Below are 26,239 nucleotides of genomic sequence, written 5' to 3' on the forward strand. Positions count from 1 at the left end.
TGCGTGGTGAGGAGAGAGGCGTCCATTCTGTCACAATGCACAAGACAAAGCTTGTGAGCGCTTCGCAAAATTAGACAGAGCGCTCAGCCTGGCCGGTAACAATACGCGCCGGCGTATGACGAAACCAGGGCAGACAGAGCTGAATCAGCGGGCCGATGCAGAGTGCGTAAAGTACGGTCCCCACGCCAAGGTTGCCCCCCAGCGCCCAGCCGATAAGCAGAACGGAGACTTCAATCGCCGTACGCACGCTGCGCACCGACCAGCCGGTGCGGGCATGGATGCCGGTCATCAGCCCATCGCGCGGTCCGGCGCCGAAGCCTGCGCCAATATACATACCCGTTGCCAGCGCATTGACGATCACCGCACTCGCCAGTAAGGCACTGCGGACTACCAGCGAGTCGATAGGGGGGATCAGCGCCAGAGACGCATCCGCTGCAAGGCCAATCACAATCACGTTACTGATAGTCCCTAACCCAGGGCGCTGGCGCAGCGGGATCCAGAACAGCAGCACGGCCGCACCGGTCAGGATCATTACGGTACCAATGTCCATCGCCAGTAATTTTGTCACCCCCAGGTGAAAGACGTTCCAGGGATCTGCGCCGAGGCTGGCGCGCACAAACATAGCGGTAGAGAGCCCGTATAAACTCAATCCCACATACAGCTGAAGTAAACGACGTAACATGATTTCTCTCCGAATATCCCGGCTTTCATCATTACCTGAAATGGCATTATGATTAATATCCAGTTTTAAAAAAGTGGACTGCATATGTCATCTCGTCGCTTTGGAACTCAGTCATTAATGCGGCTGCTGGGGCACTGGCAGCAAGAGCACTCTCGCACGCCGATCTGGCGCCAGCTAGCCGACGCGCTGCGTCTGCTGATCCTGGATGGACGGCTGGCGCTCGATACGCGCCTGCCGGGGGAGCGTGAACTGGCAACCTCGCTGGGGGTGAGTCGCACCACGATCAGCAGCGCCCTCGCCCATCTGCGCGACGCGGGTTATCTTGAAAGCCGACTCGGTAGCGGTTCCCGCATAACCCTCCCCGATAGTCGCGCCATTCCCACCCGCGCAGTTGCCAGCGAAGCGCTGGATCTCTCCACCGCCGCCCTCGGCGCCGGGCCGGAGATCTTTCAGGCCTACACGCATGCACTTACGGCGCTTAGCCAGCATCTGACCCATACCGGTTATGACCAGGCTGGCCTCCAGCCGCTGCGGGCGGCCATCGCCTCACGTTACACCGCCCGGGGGTTACCGACCCGGCCAGAAGAGATCATGGTGGTGAACGGTGCCGTCAGCGGCCTGGCCCTCGTATTGCGGATGCTAACCGGTCCGGGCGATCGGGTGGTGGTTGATCACCCTACCTACCCGTTAGCCATTGCGGCCATTCAGGGAGCGGCTTGTCGCCCGGTCGGGGTTTCGCTTCCCCAGACAGGCTGGGACATCGACGGTTTTGCCGCCACGCTGGCCCAGACCGCGCCGCGGCTTGCGTACCTGATGCCAGATTTTCATAACCCGACCGGACGCTGCATGGACAGCAATACGCGAGAAGCCATCGCCGCCATCGCCGCCCGCACCCGCACGACGCTGGTGGTGGATGAGACCATGGTTGACCTCTGGTACGACGCCCCGCCCCCGCCGCCCCTCGCCGCGTTCGATAAGCAGGCCAACGTCATTACGCTTGGGTCCGCAGGAAAAAGTTTCTGGGGCGGCCTGCGGCTGGGGTGGATCCGCGCCTCTTCCCGTACCATCGCCTCCCTGACTCAAACGCGAGATACGCTTGACCTGGGTTCGCCGCTGCTGGAGCAACTGGCGACGCTGTGGCTGATTGAACGGAGCAACGAATTTCTGCCTGCCCGGCGAGAGATGCTTAACGCACGGCGGCGACACTGTAGCGAGTTGATGCAGGCGCACTTCCCCGACTGGCGTTTCCAGCAGCCGCAGGGAGGCTTATCGTTCTGGGTGGAGCTGCCAGATCTGCTGGCAACGCAACTGGCCGCGCGCGCCGAAACGGTCGGTATTCATCTGGGCACCGGCACAAGGTTCGGCCTGTCGGGTGCCTTCGATCGCTATCTGCGTATGCCTTTTTCGCTGGAACCGGCCGAGCTGGAGAGCGCACTTTTACGAATAAAACCGCTGTGGCAGCCCCTTAATAATGGTGGGTCGGCAATAAAGCGAAATATTGTGTAGCCTGAATATAAAAAAAAGCAAACGGCACGCGCTTGCTTTATTCGGCAGAAAAGTGATGCCGTGCACAATTATGATTTTTCAGGTCTAATGTAAAAAGCGTCTGACTGTAACTGATACAGTCAGACGCTTTCTGGCGACGCCTGTTCAGTGCTGCGGAGGAATGGGGAAACCTTTTAGCGAAATAACAAAATCATCGCCCTCTTTCTTTATTTTTGCGCCGGTATCGCACCAGTCTGACGCAATTCGAAAGAATTCATCACTACCTACATTCCAGCCCAGGCGGACATGTTTGACATAGCCAGATCGCAGGAGTGAACAGGCTTCCTGATAGTCACTGGCAGTAGAATGTTGTGAATGTTTCATTTTTTCTTCTTCAGAATTTTACGCAATGCCTTGATTTCTTTAGGAGTAAATGGCGTAACGTTCTCTTCTTCCGTATGCTGATTGTCGATATCCTCTTCCGTTACTCCCGCCTCTTCTACTGCTTCGAACGCCAGCAGCAGCAGTTTTTCTGTCGTAACACTGAGATTCTCGTTATTAGCTTCTGCATACTCACGGAGTCTCTCTTTTAAGGTTCCGTCAATTTTCACATTCAGTACAGCTGTTGTCATGGTGCGGCGTCCTTTGTCATAATTTCTTAATTTAATACACGAAGTTATCATTATTATCCAGATATATATTCATAGCTTATATACCTACTGATAAATCATAATTAACCTGCCTGTCCTTTATGACAAAATAATGACAATTACATTTCAGTTGAATGACAGCTTAAGTATAGTCAGGTGAAACTTTTATTACCCATAAATTAATTAAGCCTTCGCGCTATCGTAAAATAATTTGCCTGACGGGGGTCACATCAGCTAAAAAATCATGTTCATCAATAAGATAATCAGTTTCCATCCGGGAAGGCCACAAGGAGTGGTGCATGAGCACCTTTAGCGACAAGATTGATCAGCTGGCAGACGAACTTAACATCCCCCGCCACACCATTGCGTATCAGTTCATCATCAATAACACCCTGGCGTCCGATCGCGGTAGTAAAGCCCGACGCTCACTCGGCACGCTTTATGCGCTTTACGTGCTCTGTAATGCCTGGAACAACAATCAGCGTGAAGGCACCACCTTCACCGCGCTAATGGAGGAGATGCGTCGCCTGCCGTTTGGCTCCAAATTACAAAACCATGCGCTGGACAACCGCCTGAACGATAAAATTCGCCGCGGTTTTGGCGCCAGTGATGCGTTACTTCCGGTTAGCGCCGTGCCAGAAAAGAAGCGCAAAATCTCCGCAGAATTTCTGACCCAGCATGGTATGAACGCCGACTCGGCGGCGCTATTTATCACCCGTGCTATCGATCTCTATGTCGCCGAAATTACGGAAAATCAGAACGCCTTTCTCAAAGAGATCGAAGGCGCCACCAGCGCACAGGAGATACTGAGCTTTGTTGAAAAATCATGGCACCCGAAAGCCGATGCCCGACTGTTTGAAGTGGTTTCCTATTCAGTGCTTAAGCTGCACTACGCCAGGATGACGGTCAAAATTAATGACGTGGTTAAGCCCTGCGAGCTTTTCAAGACCGGGCGCACCAACGCCAACGATGGCGGAATTGATTTCGTGTTACGTCCTGAAGGCCGCTTCTTCCAGGTCACTGAGGTGCTGGATTTTAAGAAGTACTTTCTCGACTTTGATAAGACCAACAAATTCCCGATCAGCTTTGTTATCAAGACGCTGAAGACGCCCGACGAGGCCTTTAACGCCATTCGCAACAAGGCGCTAAAATCGATGGAACAGGCGGTGGCAGACGGTTATATGTCGCTGTTTGAAGAGATTATCACCGTGCCGACGCTGCAAGCTATCCTCGGCACGGTGGCGAAGTCGGAGGCGCAGATCCAGCAGCTAAAAGCGGTGATCTGCGAAAACTTCAAACTGGAATATGGTCTTCTGGATTAGTTGGCCCGTCGTGAGGGGTATTGGTGCCCCTTACGTTTTTAGAGAGGTTTTTGGTTTTGCGCTTTTTCACCTTTTCGAGCTCTTGCTCTGTGAAGTGCGAGGCCACCGCCAGGCGACGGATGCCCATCTTCACATACTCTTCGTTGATCTCAATTCCCACAAACTGACGCCCACACTCAATGGCGACCGCACCAGTGGTAAAGCTGCCCGCAAAGGGATCGAGCACCACATCGCCCGGATTAGAGGACGCCAGAATAATTCTTTTCAGCAGCGCCGTCGGCTTTTGCGTCGGATGGTTTTCATATTCATCCATCAAAAAACGCACGCGCGGAAACTCCCAGACGTTACCCGGCACCTTTTGGGTGTTATAGGGCTGCGGCGGATTTTTTCGGTAATCGATGAGGGCGCGTTTCGCACCGGTAGGCGCTTCGACCAGGATAGCATCGCTATTAAAGGTGTACTTCTTCGCGTTTTTAACCATCATCAGGATCGGTTCATACATTGAGCCGAAGAAACGCTTTGCCTGCACGCCAGAGCTGTCGTAAGCCCAGACGATGCGGCTTTTAATCTCAAACAGCTCGCGGCATTTGATGTCGATATAGGGCATGTTTTCAGTGCTATTCATGATGTACATGGTGCCCGTCTCTTTCAGGACGCGGTGGCACTCATCAATGCACTCAAACAGCCAGGCGTGAAATTCCTTTTCGTCCCACAGTTCACGCAGGCCATCGAAATCCTTGCCAATATTGTAGGGAGGATCGGCAAAAACCAGATCGATACTGGCATCTGGCAGCTTTTTAAGCTCTGTCAGCGCATCGCCATGGACGATTTTAGTGCTGTTATCTCCGTAATATTTTGCGTTGATGTCAATTTTCATGCGCCATCTCACCAGGAACTTTTATCGTCAATATTAACTGTATAAATAACCATACTCAAGCTATCTGCCAGAGGGTTATTGTAGCCTGAATGGGAAAATAAGAATTTACGGCGGGGGAATTGGGTGGGGGCCCTGCCAGCTACATCCCGGCACACACGTCGTCTGCCCTGGCTGCTTCCTTCCGGACCTGACCTGGTGAACAGAGTAGCGTTGCGGGAGAACCAACAGAGCCCCCATTGAGAGCGTTGATAACCAACGCGCTGGCGCATTATCCCTGCACAGGATCGCAATTGCAAGTTAACCGCGACCGGATGATGGTTTATTGCGCAGCATGGCCCGTGATTGCGCTATTATTCTCCGTTATTTCGCTCAGTCAGCAGGAGTATTCATGGAACAGCACGACGGATTCCCGCAGCGGGTATGGCAAATTGTCGCCTCCATCCCCGAGGGAACGGTTACCACCTATGGCGATGTAGCACGTCTGGCGGGTTCGCCACGTGCCGCACGACAGGTCGGCGGCGTGCTTAAACGGCTCCCGGAAGGGAGCACCCTGCCCTGGCATAGGGTGGTCAACCGCCACGGGCAAATTTCCCTCACAGGCCCGGATTTACAACGCCAGCGTCAGGCACTGCTGGCTGAAGGGATACAGGTATCGGGAAAGGGTGAAATTGATTTGCAGCACTACCGGTGGATTTACTAAATCCCCTCCCGGGCGGGAGGGGATAGGGTCTTAGTACTGCGTTGGTGCAGGCACTGCGGAAGATGGCGTAACCTGCGTCGGTGAGGTTGATGGCACCGTCGTCGTCGCGCCACCGCTCTGCTGGAGCGGTACTGCCATTTGCTGTACAGGCACCAGCACCAGATCGGCTTTGGTACCGCCCTGGTTGATTACTGGTTTCACCGTATCGGTGACAAACACCAGCTTATCGTCGACCGTGATTGCTGCACTTAACAGAATCCGGGCGTTGGGCTGCACATCAGACGGATTGAAAGGCAGGACGAAGCTAAATGGCGCCTGTTTGCCCTCGGTACGCACCGCTTTCTGTGCCAAAACTTTTGACGGGGAGTCGGCCAGCGAGGCATCAGACAGGGTGACGGTCAACACCGCGTCAGGCGGTAACGCCACTTTCTGACGGATCCAGACTGAACCGGTTACTGATGGCTGCTGAATGGTTGGCTGTGTCGCTACGCCGGAGGTATTTGGATTAGGCGCTGGCGTCTGAATGTCTGCACTTTTGTCTGCACAGGCGGTCAGAGCAACCGCTACCGCTAAACCACTTAACGCGTGCACGAGTTTCATTGAGTTCTCCTTATCTTCAATGCACCAGCGGGATCGATACCGCCAGAAGAGTGGTTAAACAAAGTTAACGTGAGTAAGTGTGGCACACATCACTTATTTATGCCTGGATTCGCCTCGTTATTCAGACTATTGCACCCATCGGACCACTTGCATTTCTGCGTTATACTCTGGCTATCTTTCGCCACGGCGTATTTATTGAGGACGATTATGAGTCAGGCACTAAACAATCTGCTGACATTACTTAACCTGGAAAAAATAGAGGAAGGACTCTTTCGGGGGCAAAGCGAAGATCTGGGTTTACGTCAGGTCTTTGGCGGTCAGGTTGTGGGGCAGGCTCTCTATGCGGCCAAAGAGACCGTACCCGCAGAACGCCTGGTCCACTCCTTCCACAGCTACTTTTTACGCCCGGGCGACAGTCAAAAACCTATCGTTTATGACGTCGAGGTGCTGCGTGACGGCAACAGCTTTAGTGCCCGTCGCGTTGCCGCGGTGCAAAATGGTAAACCCATCTTCTATATGACCGCCTCTTTCCAGGCACCAGAGCCGGGCTACGAGCATCAGAAAACCATGCCCCCTGCCCCGGCACCGGATGATCTCCGTTCTGAAACCGAAATCGCCCGCGACCTTTCACATCTGTTGCCACCGCAGGTCAAAGAGAAGTTTCTTTGCGATAAGCCGCTGGAGATCCGCCCGGTGGAATTTCATAACCCGATGAAAGGTCACACCGCAGAGCCTGCGCGCCAGGTGTGGATCCGTGCCAACGGTACAGTGCCGGAAGATTTTCGCGTGCATCAATACCTGCTGGGTTACGCCTCTGATTTCAACTTCCTGCCTGTTGCGCTGCAACCGCACGGAGTAGGCTTCCTGGAAAAAGGAATGCAGGTAGCCACCATCGATCACTCTATGTGGTTCCACCGTCCGTTTAATATGAACGAGTGGCTGCTGTATAGCGTGGAGAGCACCTCGGCATCCAGCGCGCGTGGGTTTGTGCGGGGTGAGTTTTATACGCAGGATGGCGTGCTGGTGGCATCGACGGTACAGGAAGGCGTCATGCGCAACCGCGGCTAACCCAGACAGGGGGATGCTCATAAAAGCAAAACGGCAACCCAGGGTTGCCGTTTCGTTATTGACTATGCGTTGTAAGCATTCTCGCCGTGGCTGTTGACGTCCAGCCCTTCGCGCTCCTGCTCTTCCGGTACGCGCAGACCCACGGTCATGTCAGCCAGCTTGTAACCGATAAAGGCCACCACGCCAGACCACACTACCGTAATCGCGATGCTCTCGAGCTGCACCAGCACCTGATGAGTCATGGTTACACCTTCTGCGTAACCGACGCCGCCGAGCGAGGTGGCTGCGAAGATACCGGTCATGATGCAGCCGACGATACCGCAAACGCCGTGCACGCCGAACACATCGCAAGGGTCATCCACACGCAGAATACGTTTCAGTGCCGTTACGCCCCACAGACCCGCCAGACCCGCGACGATACCGATGATCAGCGCGCCGCCGACGCCAACGAAACCACAGGCGGGGGTGATACCGACCAGGCCCGCAATGGCACCGGAACAGGCGCCCAGCAGAGAGGGTTTGCCTCGTACGGCCCACTCACCAAATACCCAGGAGAGAATCGCACCCGCGGTCGCTACCACGGTGTTGACGAAAGCCAGCGCCGCGATTTCGTTTGCTGAGCTTGCTGAACCGGCGTTAAAGCCAAACCAGCCGAAATAGAGGATCGCGGTGCCGGTGAAGACCATCGGCAGGTTGTGCGGTTTAAAGGCTTCTTTGCCAAAACCAACGCGTTTGCCAATCAGGTACGCCCCAACCAGACCCGCAACGGCGGCGTTGATGTGCACCACCGTCCCGCCGGCAAAGTCCAGCGCGCCGTGAGAAGCCAGCAGACCGCCGCCCCAAACCATATGCGCCACGGGCACATAAGAGAGCGTCAGCCAGACCACCACAAAAATGAGCACCGCAGAGAAGCGAATACGTTCCGCCAGCGCCCCCACAATCAACCCGACGGTGATGCAGGCGAAAGAGCCCTGGAATGCTACGTGGATATACTGATAGAAGCTGCCCATTACCGCGGTCAGTTCGATATTTTTCAGCATCGCCCAGTTGAAGCTGCCAAAGAAGGCGTTACCCTCGCCAAACGCCAGCGAGTATCCGTATACCACCCATAACACGCAGACCAGCGCAAAAGTTACCGCAACCTGAGTGAGCATAGAGAGGACGTTTTTACCGCGAATCAGGCCGCCGTAGAACAGCGCAATCCCGGGAATGGTCATGAACAGCACCAGTGCGGTGCAAATCATCATAAAAGCGTTATCCGCTTTGTCGGCGACCGCCGGCGCAGCCATTGCCAGGCCTGGCAACAACGCCAACGATCCCAGAGCCGCGTTAAGAGTTGTTTTCTTCATTATCTTGATCCCTATCACTGTGTGCCCGGTGTTTTACAGCGCTGCTTCGTCGGCTTCGCCCGTACGAATACGAATGACGCGTTGCAGTTCGGCAACGAAAATTTTGCCGTCGCCAATTTTGCCGGTGTAGGCCGCTTTGCTGATGATATCTATCACCTCTTCCAGCTGATCGTCGGCAATCGCCACATCAATTTTTACCTTTGGCAGGAAGTTGACGCTGTATTCCGCCCCGCGGTAGAGCTCTGCATGGCCTTTCTGACGACCAAAGCCTTTCACTTCGGTGACAGTCAGCCCCTGAATACCAATGGAAGACAGCGCTTCGCGAACGTCTTCAAGTTTGAACGGTTTGATTACCACGGTAACCAGCTTCATAAATCCCCTCCAGTCAGAATTCGGTAGTGGCTTCAGCTAACACGTAAAAGATATTGCAAGCGCTGTGCCAGAATTCTTAAAAGAGGAAAATTTGCTGGCCGACGCCGCGTAATCAGGAGGGATTGGCTAAGGGTAAGGCGTAACGAGGCGGGAGAGTGAGTGGCGCGAAAAAAAACGCACCATGACAGTGCAGGGCGCGTTTCATTTTTGCACCAGCAGTTTTACCTGTTAGTGCATTGCCTGTTTTTGGTGCATCAGGCGCTGAGTGACTCCTCGCGAGTGCTGGCCTCCAGCTCCTCGCCCGCTAGCTGCAGCTGATACATCTGCCAGTAACGGCCTTTCGCCTCAAGCAGTTGCCGGTGTGTACCCCGCTCTACGGCCTGTCCGCGGTGCAGCACCAGAATGGTATCGGCTTCAACGATGGTGGAGAGTCGGTGAGCGATCACCACCAGCGTGGTTTGTTCACGAACCGCCGCCAGGGCCTGCTGGATAGCCTGCTCGGTGCCGGAGTCGATACTTGCGGTGGCTTCATCAAGGATCAGCACCTGCGGCGTCTCAATCAACACCCGCGCCAGCGCCAACAGCTGTTTTTGGCCCACCGACAAATTATTGCCCTGCTCTCCCAGCCGCGTATGGATGCCGTCATGTAAGCCCCGCGCCAGTTCAGCCAGCTGCACCTGCTCCAGCACGGCCCACACCTGCTCTTCGCTGTAATCACGCCCCAGCGTAACGTTGGCGAAGAAGGTGTCTGCCAGCACCACCGGATCTTGTTGCACCATCGCCACCCCTTTGCGCAGCGTGCTGTGGCTCAGAGTCGCCAGCGGACGACCATCAAGACGGATCTCCCCCTGCGTCAGCGGATAGTAGCCCATCAGCAGGCTGGCTAAGGTACTTTTACCGCTCCCGGTATGGCCCACCAGCGCCACAAAGCTGCGGGACGGAACGTGAAGATTGATGTCCTGCAATACCAGACGATCGTCGCGATACGCAAAAGAAAGATTATCAATAGCGATATCGCCGCTTTGCAGCTCCCGGGTGTCCTGGCCGTACATCTGACGCGGCCTGTCCATCAGTTCAAACACCCGCTCGCCCGCGACAACCGCCTGTTGCAGCATTGATTGCTGCGTGGTGAGTTCGATTAGCGGTTCGTTTAAACGCCCAAGATAGCTAATGAAGGCGTAGAGAACCCCCACCTGAATAGTGCCGTTGGCCCCCAGACCAAATTGCAGGAGCAAACCACAGAGGATCAGGGCCGAAAAGAGGCTCAGCAACGGGCGCAGCAGGAAGCCATCCAGCCGCAGGGTCTGCATGCGCGCCATATAATGTGAACGGCTCGCTTCCCCCATCCGTTCACCAAAGCGCGCCTGCTGGCGGAACTGCTGGATCACACTCATACCATTAATGACTTCGTTAAAGCCGTCGTTAATGTCTGCCAGGTAGGCACGCACACGACGGACGATAGGCGTGCTGTAACGCTGGTAGATCATCATGACAATAAAGACGGCAGGGAAGATCGCGATCGCCACCAGCGCCATGCGCCATTCAAGGCTGAACATCGCCACCAGCATTGCCCCAATCAGCGCCGCGCTGCGCAGCACCGTGGAGACCACGGTGACGTAGAGATCGCGGATCACTTCCGTATCATTGGTTACGCGAGAGATAATCTGCCCCACCGGCTGGGTATCAAACTCGCTCAACGGCTGGCGCAGCGCAGCATCCATGACGTCGGTACGCAGTTGCTGGACCACGCCTACGGCGGCCTGGTTAAAGAGCAGCGATTGGGCATAGTGCAAACCGGCAGCTAACAGCTGCAGACCGACGTAAGCCACCCCCAGCCCGGCAACCAGGCCCAGCGGCAGGTAACTTTTGGCTACCATGTTGTCGATAAAATAGCTGATAAGCAGTGGCCCGCTCACTTCAGCGATCGCGGCGATCCACAGCATCACCACCGCCAGCGATAGCGGTTTTCGCCACGGCGAGCCGTAGGCCAGCAGCCGCTTCAGGATAGGCCACAACTGTCCAAAACTACGCATCGCTGGCCTCCTCATTCACTTCCGGCGCATCATCCAGCGCGGCTTCTAGCTGTTGATAGCGATACATATCGCGATACCATCCAGGTTGTTCTGACAACAGCTCGTGCTGCCCGCGCTGGGCAATATGCCCATGCTGCATCACCAGGATCTCACTCGCTTCTGTCAGGGCTGACAGGCGATGGGCGCTGATGATCACCGTGCGGCCTTCGCCCCACTGACGCAGGTTATGCAGGATCTGATGCTCGGTACGCCCATCTACGGCCGATAGCGCATCATCCAGAATCAGGATTTCAGCATTTAACAACAGGGCACGGGCAATCGAAATACGCTGTTTTTGGCCGCCAGAGAGCATCACGCCCCGCTCGCCCACCTCAGTTTCATAGCCCTGCGGCAGACGTAAAATATCCTCATGCACGCTCGCCAGACGGGCGACATGTTCAATCTCCTGCTGGGTGGCCTCAGGGCAGCCAAGCGCGATATTACTGGCAACCGTATCGGAGAAGAGGAACGGCGTCTGGCTCACCACGGCCAGCCGGCTGCGCCAGCTATCCAGCTGCAGGCGGGTCAGGGGAATGTCGTGAAAACGGATATCTCCCTGGTCGATATCAAAATGACGCTGGATCAACGATAGCAGGGTACTTTTGCCTGCGCCGGTCGGGCCGCAAATCCCCAGCATCTGCCCGGGACGCAGGGCGAAATGAACATTCTCAAGGGAGACCCGTTCGGCGTGCGGGTAGCTGAATGAACGGATGGCGACCTTCAGCTCGCCGCGCCCTTCCGGCACCGGCTCGCTCCCGTCATTTACCACCGGGGCCTCGGCGAGCATGTCGCGAATACGGCTATAGGCCGCGCTACCGCGCTCAACAATGTTGAACATCCATGCCAGCGCCAGCATCGGCCAGATCATCAGGCCAAGATACATGGCAAAGCTGGTGAGCTGACCGAGCGTTAACGAGCCCTGAACCACCATCCAGCTTCCGCCACCAATCGCCAGCATGTTCGCCATGCCGATAGCGATATAGATAGTGGGATCAAACCGGGCATCGATGCGGGCTACCCGCATATTTTTTGCGCCCGTATCGGCGGCATCGGCAGCGAAGAGCGACGATTGCCGGTCTTCCAGGCCAAAGGCTTTAATCATTCGAATACTGGTCAGGCTCTCCTGCGTGCGATCGTTCAGCGAGGAGAAGGCAGCCTGCGCCAGCTTAAAGCGCTCATGTAGCTGATCGCCATAACGTTTGATCGCCAGCGCCATGACGGGCATCGGCAACAGGGCCAGCAGCGTTAACTGCCAGCTGATCTGGGTCGACATCACTATCAACACCGCGCATCCCATCACCAGCGAGTCAACCAGGGTTAAGACCCCTTCTCCGGCGGCAAAGACCACGCGGTCTACATCGTTAGTGGCCCGGGCAATCAGATCCCCGGTGCGGTGACGCAGATAGAATTCCGGATGCTGACGGCTAAGCTGACGATAAAAATCTTCACGCAGTTCCACTGCTAATTGGTAGGACGCGCCGAATAACAGGACACGCCAGACATAGCGCAGCAGATAGACCACCACCGCCGTCAGCACCAGCGTGCCGATCCACATCAACACCCGTGCGGTGGTGTAATGCTGTTCCGTAACGCCATCCACCACGTACCCCACCACCTTAGGCGGAATAAGTTGCAGAATGGCAATGATAATAAGCAGGGCAACTGCGCCGAGGTAGCGTTGCCACTCCCGACGAAAATACCAGCTTAACTGAGCAAATAATCGCACGCGGTCTTTTCCTGAAGGTCTTGTTCCGGCCAGGCCGGGAGGTTATTCAATGGGTAACGCTGTGGTGTATTTAATCTGTTCCATGGCGAAGCTGGAGGTGACATCCGACAGGCCGGGCACGCTGTTGACCAGCCGTTTGTAAAAGTCATCATACCGTTTCATGTCCGCCACCTGAACGCGCATCAGGTAGTCGTACTCCCCCGCCATGCGCCAGAAACCGAGCACTTCCGGCATGCCGGTCACCTCGCTCACGAACCGGCAATACCAGTCGCTACTGTGGTGCTGCGTTTTTATCAGCACAAAGGCGGTTAAACCAAGCCCCAGTTTTTCGGGATCAAGCAGCGCTACGCGGCCCAGCAAAATGCCCTCATCTTCCAGGCGTTTAAGGCGCTTCCAGCAGGGCGTGGTGGTCAGATTAACGGCATCCGCCAGCGCCTGCAAAGAGAGGGTGCAGTCACTTTGCAGTAATGAGAGTAGCTTACGGTCAATTTTATCTAGCATAGCGCCCCCACAGAGAAAATTTTTCTCCTTACATTCTATTTTAAAGGCCAGATAGCAACAATTTTTTCTGTGCTTTTCGCTATGCTGGGCACAAAATGACAAACGGATAATTACGATGAATAGCACCTGGGTTAAACATGCCATCAGCGAAATCAACGCCGACTATCAGCGATCGGCCGATACCCATCTCATTCGCCTTCCGCTGCCGGGTTTTGCCGGGATTCAGCTCTACCTGAAAGATGAAAGCACTCATCCGACCGGCAGCCTGAAGCATCGCCTCGCCCGCTCGCTGTTTTTATATGGCTTGTGTAACGGCTGGATAAAAGAGGGGACTCCCATTATTGAGTCCTCGTCGGGATCTACCGCCGTGTCAGAGGCGTATTTCGCCCGCCTGCTGGGCCTGCCGTTTATCGCCGTGATGCCCGCCTGTACCGCAAAGCGTAAAATTGAACAGATCGAATTTTATGGCGGCCGCTGCCACTTTGTTGAGAGCGCATGTGAAATCTATGCGGCCTCAGAGATGCTGGCCCACGAGCTGCACGGCCATTATATGGATCAGTTCACTTACGCCGAACGTGCCACCGACTGGCGCGGTAATAACAACATTGCCGACAGTATATTCCGCCAGATGCAGTGCGAGCCGAACCCGGTGCCGATCCACATCGTGATGAGCGCCGGTACCGGCGGTACCTCGGCAACGATTGGTCGCTATATTCGCTGCCAGGGCTATGACACCCGCCTGATGGTGGTGGACCCGCAAAACTCCGTGTTCCTTGATTACTGGCAGAGCCGGGATAGCAGCCTGCGCAGCCCGGTGGGCAGTAAAATCGAAGGGATTGGCCGCCCGCGCGTCGAGCCTTCCTTTATTCCCGATGTGGTAGACGAGATGCTGCGCGTGCCGGACGCCGCCAGCGTAGCCACTGCCCATTGGCTGGAATCCCAACTGGGGCGTAAGGTCGGTGCCTCAACCGGCACCAACATGTGGGGCGCGTTACAGCTGGCAGCCCGGATGCGCGACGCGGGCCAGACCGGTTCCATAGTGACCCTGCTGTGTGACAGCGGCGAGCGCTATCTCGACACCTATTATAATGCGGAGTGGGTAGTCGCGAACATTGGCGATATTTCAGCCTGGCAGCAAGAGATTGCCCGGCTCGTGAAATAAAAAAAGCCAGACGGACGTCTGGCTTGCTGGAAGGGTCTCACTATTCGGGGGAATAAGGAAGATTTGGTGTGTCCAGCCAATGGGTTAAATAGTGGGACACGGCTTCGTTGCGGCAGTGTCCAATAATCGGGAGGTGCGAAAGCTCAGCAATCAGCTGCGGCATCGCATTGCCCATAATCAATCCGCGACCAACGCTGCCCAGCATCTCGCGGTCATTCATGGCATCGCCAAACGCCATACACTCCTGCAGGGTAAGGCCCAGGTGATCGCTCAGCACCGCCAGGGCAGAGCCTTTGTTACACCCCACCGGCAGCACCTCGAGACAATATTCTGCCGAGAAGGTGAGATGCACCCTCTCGCCCAACGCCTCGTTCAACTGAATGCGCAACCGACACAGATCCTCATGATCGCCGCAGAAACAGATCTTCGTCACGGCATAGGCGGGAAGACGACGCAGGTCAGTTAGCTGATAATGAAAACCGCTGTAAGCATGAGCGTGCAGCAGTTCGGGGATTTCCCTGTTGGTAAACCAGCCATCATCATTAAAGACGTGAATACTGGCTTGGGTATCCCAGGTGCTGTGCAGAACGATATCCGCCACCTGCGGATCAAGATCCTGACGGTGGAGTTCCTCCCCTTCCAGCGAGTGAATACGCGTCCCGTTGCCGGTGATCAGAAACGCATCCAGCGAAAGTTTACCCATCAGATGGCGCATCTCCAGCGCGTGGCGGCCTGTGGCAAACGTAAGAGTAATATCACGCTCACGCAGGCGCTTAAGTGCGCTCAGGGTTTTTTCACCTAACCGGTGATCCGGCATTAATAGCGTACCGTCCATATCGAATGCAGCCAGGCGAGCCATGCGTACTCCCGAAAGTGTGATGCGTTTAACTTGTGGATCAGTATCACCTGAGATATACGGAAGTAATACTGAATAGTTAAATAATATTGTTCCGGGTTTTCTATGCGCCTTCTTAACCGTCTTAATCAGTATCAACGGCTCTGGCAGCCTTCAGCCGGGGCACCGCAGCAAGTGAGCGTGGCTGAGCTGGCCGGCCGCTGTTTTTGCAGTGAACGGCATGTGCGTACGCTATTGCGACAGGCGCAGGAGGCGGGCTGGTTGAGCTGGACGGCACGGCCAGGGCGCGGTAAACGCGGTGATCTGCTCTTCCATGTTACCCCCGACGCGTTACGCAACGCGATGATGGAAGAGGCGCTTCAACGTGGTCATCAACAGACGGCTCTGGAATTGGCGCAGCTGGCGCCGCAGGATCTACACACACTGCTGCAGCCCTTTATGGGCGGTCAGTGGCAGAACGATACCCCAACGCTGCGTATCCCTTACTACCGCCCACTGGAGCCGCTGCAGCCGGGCTTTTTACCGGGGCGTGCAGAGCAGCACCTGGTAGGACAGATCTTTTCCGGTATCACCCGGTTTGACGACACGAGCAGCGAGCCGGTTGGCGATCTGGCACACCACTGGGAGATCGCCCCGGATGGCCTGCGCTGGCATTTTTACATCCGCTCAACCCTGCACTGGCATAACGGCGATAAGGTCGAGACCGCGCACCTGCAAAACCGCCTGGCGCTGCTGCTTGCCATGCCCGCGCTACGTAAGCTGTTTAACAGCGTATCGCGCATTGAGGTCACCCATCCTCAATGCCTGACCTTTATTCTGCATCAGCCCGATTACTGGCTGGCGCATCGGCTGGCGAGCTACTGCAGTCGGCTGGCCCACCCCAGCATGCCGCTCATCGGCTGCGGTCCGTTTCGACTGGCGATCTTCGGGCCTGAGCTGGTGCGAATTGAAAGCCATGAGCAGTACCATCTTAGCCACCCTCTGCTGAAAGCGATCGAGTACTGGATTACCCCGCAACTCTTTGAGCAGGATCTGGGCACCAGCTGTCGCCACCCCGTACAGATCGCGATTGGCGAACCCGATGAACTTGCCAGCCTGCGGCTGGTGAGCAACAGCATTAGCCTGGGATTTTGTTATCTGACCTTGCGCCAGAGTTCGCGGCTGAGCGAACTGCAGGCCCGTCGTCTTATTCAAATCATTCATCACACCGCGCTTTTGCATACGTTACCGCTGGAAGAAAATTTGATTACACCGGCAAACGAGCTCTTGCCGGGCTGGGCCATTCCCGAGTGGCCCGACGCGCAACAAACGGCATTACCAGAAACGCTGACCCTCGCCTACCACCTGCCCGTGGAGTTACACACTATGGCAGAGCAGCTCAGGCGCTATCTGGCACAGCAGGGTTGTCAGTTGCACATTATCTTTCACGATGCCAAAACATGGGATGGCTGCGGCGTACTGCCCCAGGCCGACATCATGATGGGCGACAGGCTTATTGGCGAGGCGCCAGAGTACACGCTTGAGCAATGGCTACGCTGCGATGTGCTGTGGCCGCAATTACTGAGTCCGGCCCAATATTCCCATCTTCTGGCTACGCTGGATGCAGTACAGGCGCAGCCCGCCGCCAGCGCTCGCGACTCAGCGCTAAAAGCGGTCTTCGCGGGTTTGATGGAGAGCGCCGTGCTGACCCCTCTCTTCAATTATCACTATCAGGTAAGCGCGCCGCCGGGCGTAAACGGTATTCGACTCAACCCGCGCGGCTGGTTTGAATTTACCGAAGCCTGGCTGCCGGCACCGGGAACGTGAAGAAGCTGGTCGCCGCTGCTTGCCCGCGTTACCATTGCGTTTTACACCGTTAACGTTGGGAAGAGATATGAAACGTGCCGTCGTCGTCTTTAGCGGAGGACAAGATTCCACTACCTGCCTGGTTCAGGCGCTACAGCAATATGATGAGGTTCACTGCGTCACCTTCGATTATGGTCAACGCCACCGCGCTGAAATCGATGTCGCCCGTGAACTGGCCATCAAGCTTGGCGCACGTGCGCACAAGGTGCTGGACGCCACTTTGCTGAACGAACTGGCGGTCAGTAGCCTCACGCGCGATAGCATCCCGGTGCCAGACTACGAACCCGATGCCAGTGGCATTCCCAATACCTTCGTCCCGGGGCGTAATATTCTCTTTCTGACCCTGACCGCGATTTATGCTTATCAGGTTCAGGCCGAAGCGGTGATTACCGGCGTGTGTGAAACCGATTTTTCTGGCTACCCCGACTGCCGCGATGAATTTGTTAAAGCCCTCAACCATGCGGTGAGCCTGGGCATGGCGAAAGAAATTCGCTTTGAAACGCCGCTTATGTGGCTCGATAAAGCCGAAACCTGGGCGCTGGCAGACCACTGGGGCAAGCTGGAGATGGTGCGCAATGAAACTCTCACCTGCTATAACGGCATTAAGGGAGATGGCTGTGGCCAGTGCGCGGCCTGTAACCTCCGGGCAAACGGCCTGAATCAGTACCTGGAGAACAAAGCCGGAGTGATGGCTTCGCTGAAAGCGAAAACCGGGCTGCAGTAGTTCCGGACTCGCCGGGTGAAAATCCTTCACCCGGCAGGTTTCCACTTTATTTGATCAGCTTTTCCAGTTTTTCCCGCAACTCCCCTTCCAGCGGCAGCGCTTTTTGGGTCTTCAAATCGATACAGACGAAAGTGATCAGCGCATCTGCTACGTTTTGCCCTTCGGGCTCCAGCGTCACGACCTGGCTCAGGACTCCGCTTTTGCCGTTGAGTTGCTGCACCTGACTGGTTACGGTAAGCAGATCGCCCAGTACGGCCGGGCGGCGATAATTGATGTTAATATTCACCACCACAAAAGCGATGTTGTGCGCCGTTAGCCACTGAAAGCTTTCGCTGTTTTCCAGCCCATCCCACCGCGCCTCTTCCAGAAATTCGAGATAGCGGGCGTTATTGACGTGCTGATAAACATCCAGATGAAAACCACGTACTTTGATTTGAGTCTGCATAGCGCAATAGCCTTTATTGTCTATTTATAGGATCAGAGGTCATAACTGGTATGACCTCTTTATCCTGGCAAACTTTTGCCACCGTGCAAGAAAAAAACTCAGAGTTTTAGGTTCGCCAGATTACGCTCAACCAGCGCGCTTCCCATGCCGGGCACCTGCTTCAGGTCATCGACGGTTTTGAAGGGGCCGTACTCTTCCCGGTAGCTTACAATCGCCTGCGCCTTCTTCAGACCAACGCCGTTGAGAATCCGGGCCAGCTCTTCAGCCGGGGCGCTATTGATACTGACTTGTCCATCTGCACTCTCCGTCGCTTTTGCCGGGGCCGCTGCGGCTGGTGCAGTCTTACTCTGCGGTGAGGCGACGGGGGCCGCCTGCAGAGAGACGCTAGTGGATAGACCGGCGAAAGCCAGGGCAATACAGAGAGCTTTGATTCCACGTTTCATACTGTTTCTCCTTGTTTGTTAACAGCCAGGCCACGATAGCCGGACGCTAACAAACGAACAAACAGCAGATGGCAGAAATGGAAAAGGCCGCGTAAGCGGCCTTTGAGAGTTGCAATGCGTTGCGTAAATTTGCGAGCAACGCTGAAATTATTGCTGCTGAGTTATGACATCGCCCAGCTTAATTTTGGCTTCTTTGCGCAGGTTGCTCATCAGCGCTTCGAAAGTGATCTGGGCATTGTTCTGGGTGATCCCCTGAACCATCGCCTTTTTCTGCGCTTCCGGCAGGGTGCCAGACTTCACTTCATCCAGAGCCAGAATAACCACGTTGCCCTGCATATCGCTTGCAATACCAAAGCTCGGTTTATCTTTCGCCGGCTGGCTCAGCGCAAAGGCTGCCTGGCTAACAGGATCCTGACCGGTATGGCTCAGGGTTTTGGCTTCACCGAAGCTCAGACCAGCCGCCTTCAGCGCCTCGTCGCCTTTCCCTGCTTTCAGCTCAACCAGCAGTTTCTCAGCATCCAGTTTGGCCTGCTGCTCTGCTTTGTTGTGCTGAACTATTGCCGTGATCTGATCTTTCACTTCCGCCAGCGGTTTAATCGCCTCTGGTTTATGCTCAGCTACGCGTAAAACGAAGGCGCGATCGCCGTCAACGGTGATGATGTCGGAGTTGCTGCCCGGCGTGCCGTTCTCACCCACCAGGCCACCGTTGAAGATAGCGTCTGATACAGGTTTGAAGTTCAGCTCTTCTGGCAGATTGTTACGACCAAACCAGCCCGTGGTCACCGCTTTAGCACCGGCAGCCTGCTCCGCGCCCGCCAGCGACTCGTTATCGTTGCTTGCGGCATCGCTCACTTTCTGCTGCAGCGCGTAGAAGGCATCCAGCGCTTTTTCTTGCTTCACTTTGGCGGCGATATCATCACGCACTTCGGTCAGCGGTTTCGTTTTAGCAGGCTCAACGTCGTCCAGGCGGGCAACCAGGAAGCCTACAGAAGATTTGATCACCCCTGAAAGTTGGCCTTTCTCTTTCAGACCGGCGTTTTTCAGCTCTTCTGGGGTGGTAGCCTCTTCCAGCCAGCCCATATCGCCGCCGTTTTTCGCAGAGATGATATCGGTGGATTTTTCTTTGGCAATGGTGGCAAAGTTTGCGCCTTTGTTCAGTTCGTCCAGCACGGCTTTCGCATCTGCTTCCGTTTTAGTCTGGATCACGCTGTAACGGTTACGCTGAGGCTGAGTGAACTGATCCTGATGCTGATCGTAGTAAGACTGAATATCGGCATCCGACGCATTTTCCTGCATCGCCGCGGCGTCCAGCTTAATGTAGCTGATGCGGAACTGCTCAGGTGCGGTGAAGTTATTTTTGTTCTGCTCGTAGTAAGCGTTAACTTCCTGCTCGCTCACCTTTTGCTTCGCGGCCAGAGCGTTAACGTCGAAAGTGGCTTCGCGAACAATTCGCTGTTGTGCAACAAGTGCCGCCAGCTCGTCGGTTTCGCCTTTCAGCATGAAATCGCTACCCACGATGGCGTTGATCAGCTGCTGCGTCGTCAGCTGATTGCGCAGCGCTTGTGCGTACTGGTCGGCTGACATGCCCATCTGGCCAATAATGGCGTTGTAGCGGGTGTTATCAAACTTGCCGTCGGTCTGGAAAGCAGGGGTTGTGAAAATCACTTTTTTCACTTGATCATCGCTGATACCCAGGCCGAGATTGTGGGCGTACTGGTCAAGCAGCGCTTCGTCGATAAGACGGTTCAGCGTCTGCTCACGCAGCGTTTTCATATAACCTTCGTTTGCTGCCAGTTCAGAGAACTGATCGCCCAGTTGCTGCTGCATACGGTTACGTTCATTGGCAAAAGCGTTCTCAAACTGCCCACGGCTAATTTCCTGGTCATTCACTTTTGCGGCATAGTTTGCGCTACCGCCAATCAGATATCCGCTTACGCCGGTCAAAATGAACGACAAAATAATGATACCGAAAATAATCTTGAGCACGAGACTGTTAGCAGCCGTGCGTAAGTTGTCCATCATGGTGTGACCACACTCCGCTGTAGGTGACTGGTGACCTGACGCTGGCGGAAATCCTGACCGCAGCGCGTAAAAATGTATTGTGACAAGAAAACAGGGCGATTGTCAGCCCACAACTCGCAGAAACTCGCAGAAAACAGTCCTGGACAAACAAAAAAGGCACATCAAATGATGCGCCCTTGGAGATGTCGACTTCCCTGAAGCAAAAAAGCAATCAGTTTACTGCGTCTTTCAGCGCTTTACCTGCACGGAAACCTGGAACTTTAGCGGCAGCGATGGTGATTTCTTTGCCGGTCTGAGGGTTGCGGCCAGTACGGGCAGCACGCTCTTTAACAGCAAAAGTACCAAAGCCTACCAGCGCTACGTCGTCTCCGGCCTGCAGAGATTCGGTAACAGAAGCAATCAGAGCATCTAACGCACGTCCAGCCGCAGCTTTAGAGATATCGGCACCCGCAGCAATTTTGTCAATCAGTTGAGATTTATTCACTCTTCTCTTCCTCTCTTTATAATTTATATCGCGCCTGAATCCTTCACAACGCGACCGCGCAGCAGTTATATCAGGCCTGCCATAACCTTACAACACCCGTTGTTGATGGCTGACCTAATCAGCAATCTAAATTAGCTATACAAAAAAAGGCTGGCAAGCCCGAAATGGCTCACCAGCCTTGTTTTTATTGACGCTCTTTGCGCGAGGTCACTATTTTGCCGTTACAACCTGCATTCCGGAGGGCTCATTCTGCAGTGCTAATGTCAGAACCTCTTCAATGCGTTTCACCGGATGGATCTCCAGATCGGCAATAACGTTATCTGGAATTTCTTCCAGATCGCGCTTGTTCTCGTAAGGAATAAGCACAGTTTTAATACCACCGCGGTGGGCTGCCAGCAGTTTTTCTTTCAAACCACCAATCGGCAGAACCTGGCCACGCAAAGTGATCTCACCGGTCATGGCCACATCAGCACGTACCGGGTTACCGGTCAGGCAGGAGACCAGAGCGGTACACATCGCGATACCGGCGCTTGGACCGTCTTTCGGCGTTGCCCCTTCCGGTACGTGAACGTGGATATCGCGTTTTTCGTAGAAGTCCGGATTAATACCCAGTTTTTCCGCGCGCGCGCGCACCACGGTCAGCGCAGCCTGGATGGATTCCTGCATCACTTCACCCAGAGAACCGGTATAAGTGAGCTTACCTTTGCCAGGCACGCAGGCAGTTTCGATGGTCAGCAGATCGCCGCCCACTTCCGTCCACGCCAGACCGGTGACCTGGCCCACGCGGTTTTCGCTATCCGCGCGACCGTAGTCGTAGCGCTGAACGCCAAGAAACTCATGCAGGTTTTCACCATTAATCTCAATCTGCTTCGCGGTTTTATCCAGCAGCAGTTGTTTGACCGCTTTACGGCACAGTTTTGAGATTTCACGCTCCAGGCTACGGACACCAGCTTCACGGGTATAGTAACGAATGATGCCAATAATGGCGCTATCGTCGACCGTCAGTTCGCCTTTTTTCAGGGCGTTGCGCTCAATCTGCTTCGGCAGCAGGTGGCGTTTGGCAATGTTCAGCTTCTCATCTTCGGTATAACCAGAGAGACGGATCACTTCCATACGATCCAGCAGCGGTGCCGGAATGTTCATGGAGTTGGAGGTCGCCACGAACATCACATCGCTCAGGTCGTAGTCCACTTCCAGATAGTGATCGCTGAAGGCCACGTTCTGTTCTGGATCAAGCACTTCCAGCAGAGCGGACGCCGGATCGCCACGCATGTCCGAAGACATTTTGTCGATCTCATCAAGCAGGAACAGTGGGTTTTTCACCCCCACTTTTGCCATCTTCTGAATCAGTTTGCCTGGCATGGAGCCGATATAGGTACGACGGTGACCGCGGATTTCCGCTTCATCACGTACCCCACCCAGCGCCATTCGCACATACTTGCGCCCGGTTGCCTGGGCAATGGACTGCCCCAGAGAGGTTTTACCCACCCCCGGCGGCCCTACCAGACAGAGAATTGGCCCTTTGATTTTATTCACACGGCTCTGGACCGCGAGATATTCAAGGATGCGATCTTTGACACGTTCGAGGCCATAGTGGTCGGTATCAAGGACTTCTTGCGCCTGGCGCAGATCTTTCTTGACCTTGCTACGGGTATTCCATGGCACCTGAACCATCCACTCAATGTAGCCGCGCACCACAGTGGCTTCGGCGGACATTGGAGACATCATTTTCAGCTTCTGCAGCTCGGCTTCCGCTTTCTCTTTTGCCTCTTTCGGCATTTTCGCGGCGTCGATTTTACGCTTCAGGGCTTCGTTTTCGTCCGGCGCGTCGTCCATCTCGCCAAGCTCTTTCTGAATAGCCTTCATCTGCTCATTCAGGTAGTACTCACGCTGAGATTTCTCCATCTGCTTTTTCACGCGGTTGCGAATACGCTTTTCCACCTGCAGCAGATCGATCTCGGACTCCATCATCGCCATCAGATATTCCAGACGTTCATTAACGTCGGACATCTCCAGCACGGACTGTTTGTCAGCCAGCTTCAGCGGCATGTGCGCAGCGATGGTATCCGCCAGACGCGCAGGATCGTCGATGCTGTTCAGCGACGTCAGCACTTCTGGTGGGATTTTTTTGTTCAGCTTGATATAGCCTTCGAACTGGCTAATGGCGGTGCGTACCAGCACCTCCTGCTCACGCTCGTCAAGCTGCGGTGAGTCAAGATACTCTGCCTTAGCAGAGAAGTGTTCGCCATCATCAGACAAGGTGGTAATACGCGCACGCTGCAGGCCTTCGACCAGCACCTTGACGGTGCCGTCAGGCAGCTTCAGCATCTGCAAAATAGAGGCCACGGTCCCGACGGTGAAAAGATCATTTACACCCGGCTCATCCGTTGATGCTTCTTTCTGCGCAACCAGCATGATTTTTTTATCATGATCCATGGCGGCTTCAAGACAACGGATAGATTTTTCCCGCCCTACAAATAAGGGTATGACCATGTGCGGATAAACCACCACATCGCGCAGCGGCAATACGGGGATTTCAATGCGTTCAGAACGCTCAGGATTCATAGAGCTCTCTCTTAGTTTAGTGTCCGCCAGGTAATCAGGCTGCGTGACTGTGCTTCACCCAACCATTAACATGTAATCCAGTATATGGGGATGTTTCCCACACATTCAACGTCATGAATACGGAAAAATAAAAGGGGGGATAAAATCCCCCCTTTTTGATTAACTGATTGTATGAGTTGGTGAATTATTCGCCAGAAGCCTGCTGCGCTTCTGGTTTGCCATAAATCAGCAGCGGCTTAGTTTGGCCTGCAATCACGGACTCATCGATAACCACTTTCTCGACCTCTTCCATAGAAGGAAGGTCGTACATGGTATCGAGCAGCGCGGCTTCAACGATTGAACGCAGACCACGGGCACCGGTTTTACGGGCCATGGCTTTCTTGGCAATCGCATCCAGCGCTTCGTCACGGAACTCCAGGTCAACACCTTCAAGGTTGAACAACGCCTGATACTGTTTCGTCAGGGCGTTTTTCGGCTCTTTCAGGATCTGAATCAGAGCGTCTTCGCTCAGCTCGCTCAGTGTCGCCACAACCGGCAGACGACCAATGAACTCAGGGATCAGACCAAATTTGATCAGATCTTCTGGCTCAACCTGCGCTAACAGCTCACCTTCGTTCGCTTTTTCAGATTTTCCTTTCACCGTGGCGCCAAAACCAATACCAGAGCCAGTTTCTACACGGTGGGAGATCACTTTGTCCAGACCGGCAAACGCACCACCACAGATGAACAGGATCTTGGAGGTATCAACCTGCAGGAACTCCTGCTGCGGATGTTTACGGCCACCCTGCGGCGGAACCGCAGCTACGGTACCTTCAATCAGTTTCAACAGAGCCTGCTGAACCCCTTCACCGGACACATCGCGGGTGATGGACGGGTTATCGGATTTACGCGAGATTTTGTCGATCTCATCGATATAAACGATACCGCGCTGGGCTTTCTGCACGTCGTAATCGCACTTCTGCAGCAGCTTCTGAATAATATTTTCAACGTCTTCACCCACATAACCGGCTTCGGTCAATGTGGTAGCGTCCGCCATGGTGAACGGAACATCCAGCAGGCGCGCCAGCGTCTCTGCCAGCAACGTTTTACCGGAACCCGTTGGTCCAATCAGCAGAATGTTACTTTTGCCAAGCTCAACACCATTGCTGGTATCGCCATTACGGAGACGTTTGTAGTGGTTATACACCGCCACAGCCAGGACTTTCTTGGCCTGTTCCTGACCGATGACATAGTCATCAAGGTGATGACGGATCTCATGCGGTGTCGGCAACGCGCTGCGTTCACGATGCGGAGCAACTTCTTTAATCTCTTCGCGAATGATGTCGTTACATAAATCGACACATTCATCGCAGATATACACGGACGGCCCGGCAATCAGTTTGCGCACTTCATGCTGGCTTTTGCCGCAAAAAGAGCAGTACAGCAGTTTGCCCGAACCATCTTTGCGTTTATCTGTCATGAGTCAAAACCTCTTTTTAAGTTCTTTGTGCCGCACATGACGACGCAAATGCCATTCTGAGACGCATGCTTCTGATGAAGCAAAATGCCGCCCTACCTTAGTATAGCGGCACACGCGCGCCGTGGGCATCAATTACGATGGGTCAAAATGGAGTCGACTAAGCCGTACTCAACTGCCTCTGATGCGGAGAGGAAGCGATCGCGCTCGGTATCACGCTCGATCTGCTCTAAAGATTGACCCGTGTGGTGCGCCATAAGTTCATTCATGCGCCCTTTTACTTTCAGGATTTCACGGGCGTGGATTTCAATATCCGTCGCCTGACCCTGGTAGCCGCCCAGCGGCTGGTGAATCATCACGCGGGAGTTCGGCAGGCAGAAGCGCTTGCCTTTAGCGCCAGCCGTCAGCAGGAAAGCACCCATTGATGCCGCCTGGCCCATACAGATGGTGCTAACGTCCGGTTTGATGAACTGCATGGTGTCATAGATGGACATGCCAGCAGTAATGACACCGCCTGGAGAATTAATATACAGGTAAATGTCTTTTTCCGGGTTTTCCGCTTCCAGAAACAGCATCTGCGCTACGATCAGGTTAGCCATATGGTCTTCCACCTGGCCGGTCAAGAAGATAACGCGTTCTTTCAGCAGACGGGAATAGATATCAAATGAACGTTCACCGCGCGATGTCTGTTCAATAACCATTGGCACCAACGCCATGTGGGGTGCAAAGTTATCTCGTTCGCCACTGTATGACATGTCCGTCTCCTGGATAAAAAATGAAAATACCTGCTGTACTGATTGTAACCTTGTGGACGGATTATCAGCCAGTCTCTT

At 54.7% G+C, this 26,239-nt stretch carries 25 protein-coding genes and 1 other RNA gene; 7 read left to right on the forward strand and 19 right to left on the reverse strand.

The annotated features are described in order from the left end of the window. Window positions 1-70 precede the first annotated feature (70 nt). A complete protein-coding gene (locus B3B59_RS19610) occupies window positions 71-682 on the reverse strand; it encodes a YczE/YyaS/YitT family protein (protein ID WP_046884518.1) in 612 nt (203 codons plus the stop codon). An 84-nt stretch (window positions 683-766) separates the two neighbouring features. Here B3B59_RS19610 and B3B59_RS19615 point away from each other — a divergent pair, with 84 nt between their 5' ends. Beyond that, on the forward strand, window positions 767-2,188 hold the full coding sequence (locus B3B59_RS19615; RefSeq protein ID WP_286809795.1) for a PLP-dependent aminotransferase family protein: 1,422 nt from the start codon (window positions 767-769) through the stop codon (window positions 2,186-2,188). Window positions 2,189-2,332: 144 nt separating this feature from the next. Here B3B59_RS19615 and B3B59_RS19620 read toward each other — a convergent pair whose 3' ends face one another. Beyond that, window positions 2,333-2,551 carry a hypothetical protein gene (locus B3B59_RS19620; RefSeq protein ID WP_286809796.1) on the reverse strand — a complete coding sequence of 73 codons (219 nt, stop codon included), beginning with the start codon at window positions 2,549-2,551 and terminating at the stop codon, window positions 2,333-2,335. After that, window positions 2,548-2,799, reverse strand: a complete 252-nt coding sequence (locus tag B3B59_RS19625; protein WP_040076884.1) for a hypothetical protein — start codon at window positions 2,797-2,799, stop codon at window positions 2,548-2,550. Before B3B59_RS19625 ends, B3B59_RS19620 begins: the two co-directional genes overlap by 4 nt. Window positions 2,800-3,116: 317 nt before the next feature. Between B3B59_RS19625 and B3B59_RS19630 the strand changes: the two genes are divergently transcribed. Then, complete coding sequence (locus B3B59_RS19630) at window positions 3,117-4,139, forward strand: type II restriction endonuclease (protein ID WP_286809797.1); 1,023 nt, start codon at window positions 3,117-3,119, stop codon at window positions 4,137-4,139. On the opposite strand, the gene yhdJ is transcribed toward B3B59_RS19630, so the two are convergent. Next, window positions 4,111-5,016, reverse strand: coding sequence for an adenine-specific DNA-methyltransferase (gene yhdJ / locus B3B59_RS19635; protein WP_233800992.1), 906 nt, complete (start codon window positions 5,014-5,016; stop codon window positions 4,111-4,113). The genes B3B59_RS19630 and yhdJ overlap by 29 nt on opposite strands. A gap of 130 nt (window positions 5,017-5,146) precedes the next feature. After that, window positions 5,147-5,243: signal recognition particle sRNA small type (gene ffs / locus B3B59_RS19640), an RNA gene on the reverse strand. A gap of 161 nt (window positions 5,244-5,404) precedes the next feature. Here ffs and B3B59_RS19645 point away from each other — a divergent pair. Beyond that, a complete protein-coding gene (locus B3B59_RS19645; protein ID WP_212477014.1) occupies window positions 5,405-5,716 on the forward strand; it encodes an MGMT family protein in 312 nt (103 codons plus the stop codon). A gap of 30 nt (window positions 5,717-5,746) precedes the next feature. On the opposite strand, the gene B3B59_RS19650 is transcribed toward B3B59_RS19645, so the two are convergent. Next, complete coding sequence (locus B3B59_RS19650; protein ID WP_046884444.1) at window positions 5,747-6,316, reverse strand: YbaY family lipoprotein; 570 nt, start codon at window positions 6,314-6,316, stop codon at window positions 5,747-5,749. Between the two features lie 207 nt (window positions 6,317-6,523). On the opposite strand from B3B59_RS19650, the gene tesB reads away from it, so the two are divergent. Then, window positions 6,524-7,384, forward strand: coding sequence for an acyl-CoA thioesterase II (tesB, locus tag B3B59_RS19655; RefSeq protein ID WP_040076888.1), 861 nt, complete (start codon window positions 6,524-6,526; stop codon window positions 7,382-7,384). A gap of 62 nt (window positions 7,385-7,446) precedes the next feature. On the opposite strand, the gene amtB is transcribed toward tesB, so the two are convergent. From amtB to B3B59_RS19680, 5 genes are all read right to left on the reverse strand, one after another. Next, entirely contained in the window at window positions 7,447-8,733 is a 1,287-nt protein-coding gene (gene amtB / locus B3B59_RS19660; protein ID WP_207293113.1) for an ammonium transporter AmtB, read from the reverse strand. Window positions 8,734-8,766: 33 nt separating this feature from the next. After that, on the reverse strand, window positions 8,767-9,105 hold the full coding sequence (gene glnK / locus B3B59_RS19665; RefSeq protein WP_040076890.1) for a P-II family nitrogen regulator: 339 nt from the start codon (window positions 9,103-9,105) through the stop codon (window positions 8,767-8,769). A 254-nt stretch (window positions 9,106-9,359) separates the two neighbouring features. Further along, window positions 9,360-11,138: a SmdB family multidrug efflux ABC transporter permease/ATP-binding protein gene (locus B3B59_RS19670; protein ID WP_263616387.1), complete on the reverse strand. Its 1,779-nt coding sequence runs from the start codon at window positions 11,136-11,138 to the stop codon at window positions 9,360-9,362. After that, the gene (locus B3B59_RS19675) at window positions 11,131-12,903 is read right to left on the reverse strand and encodes a SmdA family multidrug ABC transporter permease/ATP-binding protein (protein WP_046884448.1); all 1,773 of its coding nucleotides are present in this window, start codon (window positions 12,901-12,903) and stop codon (window positions 11,131-11,133) included. The genes B3B59_RS19670 and B3B59_RS19675 overlap by 8 nt, the downstream gene beginning before the upstream one ends. Before the next feature lie 42 nt (window positions 12,904-12,945). Further along, window positions 12,946-13,404 carry an Lrp/AsnC family transcriptional regulator gene (locus B3B59_RS19680; protein ID WP_040076894.1) on the reverse strand — a complete coding sequence of 153 codons (459 nt, stop codon included), beginning with the start codon at window positions 13,402-13,404 and terminating at the stop codon, window positions 12,946-12,948. Between the two features lie 115 nt (window positions 13,405-13,519). Between B3B59_RS19680 and B3B59_RS19685 the strand changes: the two genes are divergently transcribed. Continuing rightward, window positions 13,520-14,566 carry a PLP-dependent cysteine synthase family protein gene (locus B3B59_RS19685; RefSeq protein WP_286809798.1) on the forward strand — a complete coding sequence of 349 codons (1,047 nt, stop codon included), beginning with the start codon at window positions 13,520-13,522 and terminating at the stop codon, window positions 14,564-14,566. A gap of 40 nt (window positions 14,567-14,606) precedes the next feature. Here the strand turns inward: B3B59_RS19685 and cof are convergent, their stop codons facing one another. Continuing rightward, the gene (gene cof, locus B3B59_RS19690) at window positions 14,607-15,425 is read right to left on the reverse strand and encodes an HMP-PP phosphatase (RefSeq protein WP_286809800.1); all 819 of its coding nucleotides are present in this window, start codon (window positions 15,423-15,425) and stop codon (window positions 14,607-14,609) included. 102 nt (window positions 15,426-15,527) lie between these two features. On the opposite strand from cof, the gene B3B59_RS19695 reads away from it, so the two are divergent. Continuing rightward, a complete protein-coding gene (locus B3B59_RS19695; protein WP_286809801.1) occupies window positions 15,528-17,228 on the forward strand; it encodes an SgrR family transcriptional regulator in 1,701 nt (566 codons plus the stop codon). Between the two features lie 67 nt (window positions 17,229-17,295). Further along, window positions 17,296-17,991: a 7-cyano-7-deazaguanine synthase QueC gene (gene queC / locus B3B59_RS19700; RefSeq protein WP_286809802.1), complete on the forward strand. Its 696-nt coding sequence runs from the start codon at window positions 17,296-17,298 to the stop codon at window positions 17,989-17,991. 46 nt (window positions 17,992-18,037) lie between these two features. Here the strand turns inward: queC and B3B59_RS19705 are convergent, their stop codons facing one another. The 7 genes from B3B59_RS19705 to clpP all read right to left on the reverse strand — a co-directional run bounded on the left by B3B59_RS19705 (window position 18,038) and on the right by clpP (window position 26,161). Beyond that, entirely contained in the window at window positions 18,038-18,436 is a 399-nt protein-coding gene (locus B3B59_RS19705) for a YbgC/FadM family acyl-CoA thioesterase (RefSeq protein ID WP_040076900.1), read from the reverse strand. A 98-nt stretch (window positions 18,437-18,534) separates the two neighbouring features. Further along, window positions 18,535-18,879, reverse strand: coding sequence for a helix-hairpin-helix domain-containing protein (locus tag B3B59_RS19710; RefSeq protein ID WP_212477020.1), 345 nt, complete (start codon window positions 18,877-18,879; stop codon window positions 18,535-18,537). Between the two features lie 147 nt (window positions 18,880-19,026). Further along, window positions 19,027-20,901, reverse strand: a complete 1,875-nt coding sequence (ppiD, locus tag B3B59_RS19715) for a peptidylprolyl isomerase (protein WP_286809803.1) — start codon at window positions 20,899-20,901, stop codon at window positions 19,027-19,029. 211 nt (window positions 20,902-21,112) lie between these two features. Continuing rightward, window positions 21,113-21,385, reverse strand: coding sequence for a nucleoid-associated protein HU-beta (hupB, locus tag B3B59_RS19720; protein WP_002444653.1), 273 nt, complete (start codon window positions 21,383-21,385; stop codon window positions 21,113-21,115). A 210-nt stretch (window positions 21,386-21,595) separates the two neighbouring features. After that, window positions 21,596-23,950 carry an endopeptidase La gene (lon, locus tag B3B59_RS19725; RefSeq protein ID WP_286809804.1) on the reverse strand — a complete coding sequence of 785 codons (2,355 nt, stop codon included), beginning with the start codon at window positions 23,948-23,950 and terminating at the stop codon, window positions 21,596-21,598. Between the two features lie 184 nt (window positions 23,951-24,134). Then, window positions 24,135-25,409 (reverse strand): ATP-dependent protease ATP-binding subunit ClpX, encoded by a 1,275-nt coding sequence (gene clpX, locus B3B59_RS19730; RefSeq protein ID WP_040076904.1) that lies wholly within the window; start codon window positions 25,407-25,409, stop codon window positions 24,135-24,137. Between the two features lie 128 nt (window positions 25,410-25,537). Continuing rightward, window positions 25,538-26,161, reverse strand: coding sequence for an ATP-dependent Clp endopeptidase proteolytic subunit ClpP (gene clpP, locus B3B59_RS19735; protein WP_003021624.1), 624 nt, complete (start codon window positions 26,159-26,161; stop codon window positions 25,538-25,540). Window positions 26,162-26,239: the final 78 nt, after the last annotated feature.

Source organism: Leclercia sp. UBA2479 (assembly GCF_002341985.1).
Taxonomy (GTDB): Bacteria; Pseudomonadota; Gammaproteobacteria; order Enterobacterales; family Enterobacteriaceae; genus Enterobacter; species Enterobacter pneumoniae.

Coding starts and splice junctions, on each gene's coding strand:
- B3B59_RS19610 (WP_046884518.1), bottom strand. CDS start 682: ATGTTACGTCGTTTACTTCAGCTGTATGTGGGATTGAGTTTATACGGG.
- B3B59_RS19615 (WP_286809795.1), top strand. CDS start 767: ATGTCATCTCGTCGCTTTGGAACTCAGTCATTAATGCGGCTGCTGGGG.
- B3B59_RS19620 (WP_286809796.1), bottom strand. CDS start 2,551: ATGAAACATTCACAACATTCTACTGCCAGTGACTATCAGGAAGCCTGT.
- B3B59_RS19625 (WP_040076884.1), bottom strand. CDS start 2,799: ATGACAACAGCTGTACTGAATGTGAAAATTGACGGAACCTTAAAAGAG.
- B3B59_RS19630 (WP_286809797.1), top strand. CDS start 3,117: ATGAGCACCTTTAGCGACAAGATTGATCAGCTGGCAGACGAACTTAAC.
- yhdJ (WP_233800992.1), bottom strand. CDS start 5,016: ATGAAAATTGACATCAACGCAAAATATTACGGAGATAACAGCACTAAA.
- B3B59_RS19645 (WP_212477014.1), top strand. CDS start 5,405: ATGGAACAGCACGACGGATTCCCGCAGCGGGTATGGCAAATTGTCGCC.
- B3B59_RS19650 (WP_046884444.1), bottom strand. CDS start 6,316: ATGAAACTCGTGCACGCGTTAAGTGGTTTAGCGGTAGCGGTTGCTCTG.
- tesB (WP_040076888.1), top strand. CDS start 6,524: ATGAGTCAGGCACTAAACAATCTGCTGACATTACTTAACCTGGAAAAA.
- amtB (WP_207293113.1), bottom strand. CDS start 8,733: ATGAAGAAAACAACTCTTAACGCGGCTCTGGGATCGTTGGCGTTGTTG.
- glnK (WP_040076890.1), bottom strand. CDS start 9,105: ATGAAGCTGGTTACCGTGGTAATCAAACCGTTCAAACTTGAAGACGTT.
- B3B59_RS19670 (WP_263616387.1), bottom strand. CDS start 11,138: ATGCGTAGTTTTGGACAGTTGTGGCCTATCCTGAAGCGGCTGCTGGCC.
- B3B59_RS19680 (WP_040076894.1), bottom strand. CDS start 13,404: ATGCTAGATAAAATTGACCGTAAGCTACTCTCATTACTGCAAAGTGAC.
- B3B59_RS19685 (WP_286809798.1), top strand. CDS start 13,520: ATGAATAGCACCTGGGTTAAACATGCCATCAGCGAAATCAACGCCGAC.
- cof (WP_286809800.1), bottom strand. CDS start 15,425: ATGGCTCGCCTGGCTGCATTCGATATGGACGGTACGCTATTAATGCCG.
- B3B59_RS19695 (WP_286809801.1), top strand. CDS start 15,528: ATGCGCCTTCTTAACCGTCTTAATCAGTATCAACGGCTCTGGCAGCCT.
- queC (WP_286809802.1), top strand. CDS start 17,296: ATGAAACGTGCCGTCGTCGTCTTTAGCGGAGGACAAGATTCCACTACC.
- B3B59_RS19705 (WP_040076900.1), bottom strand. CDS start 18,436: ATGCAGACTCAAATCAAAGTACGTGGTTTTCATCTGGATGTTTATCAG.
- B3B59_RS19710 (WP_212477020.1), bottom strand. CDS start 18,879: ATGAAACGTGGAATCAAAGCTCTCTGTATTGCCCTGGCTTTCGCCGGT.
- ppiD (WP_286809803.1), bottom strand. CDS start 20,901: ATGATGGACAACTTACGCACGGCTGCTAACAGTCTCGTGCTCAAGATT.
- lon (WP_286809804.1), bottom strand. CDS start 23,950: ATGAATCCTGAGCGTTCTGAACGCATTGAAATCCCCGTATTGCCGCTG.
- clpX (WP_040076904.1), bottom strand. CDS start 25,409: ATGACAGATAAACGCAAAGATGGTTCGGGCAAACTGCTGTACTGCTCT.
- clpP (WP_003021624.1), bottom strand. CDS start 26,161: ATGTCATACAGTGGCGAACGAGATAACTTTGCACCCCACATGGCGTTG.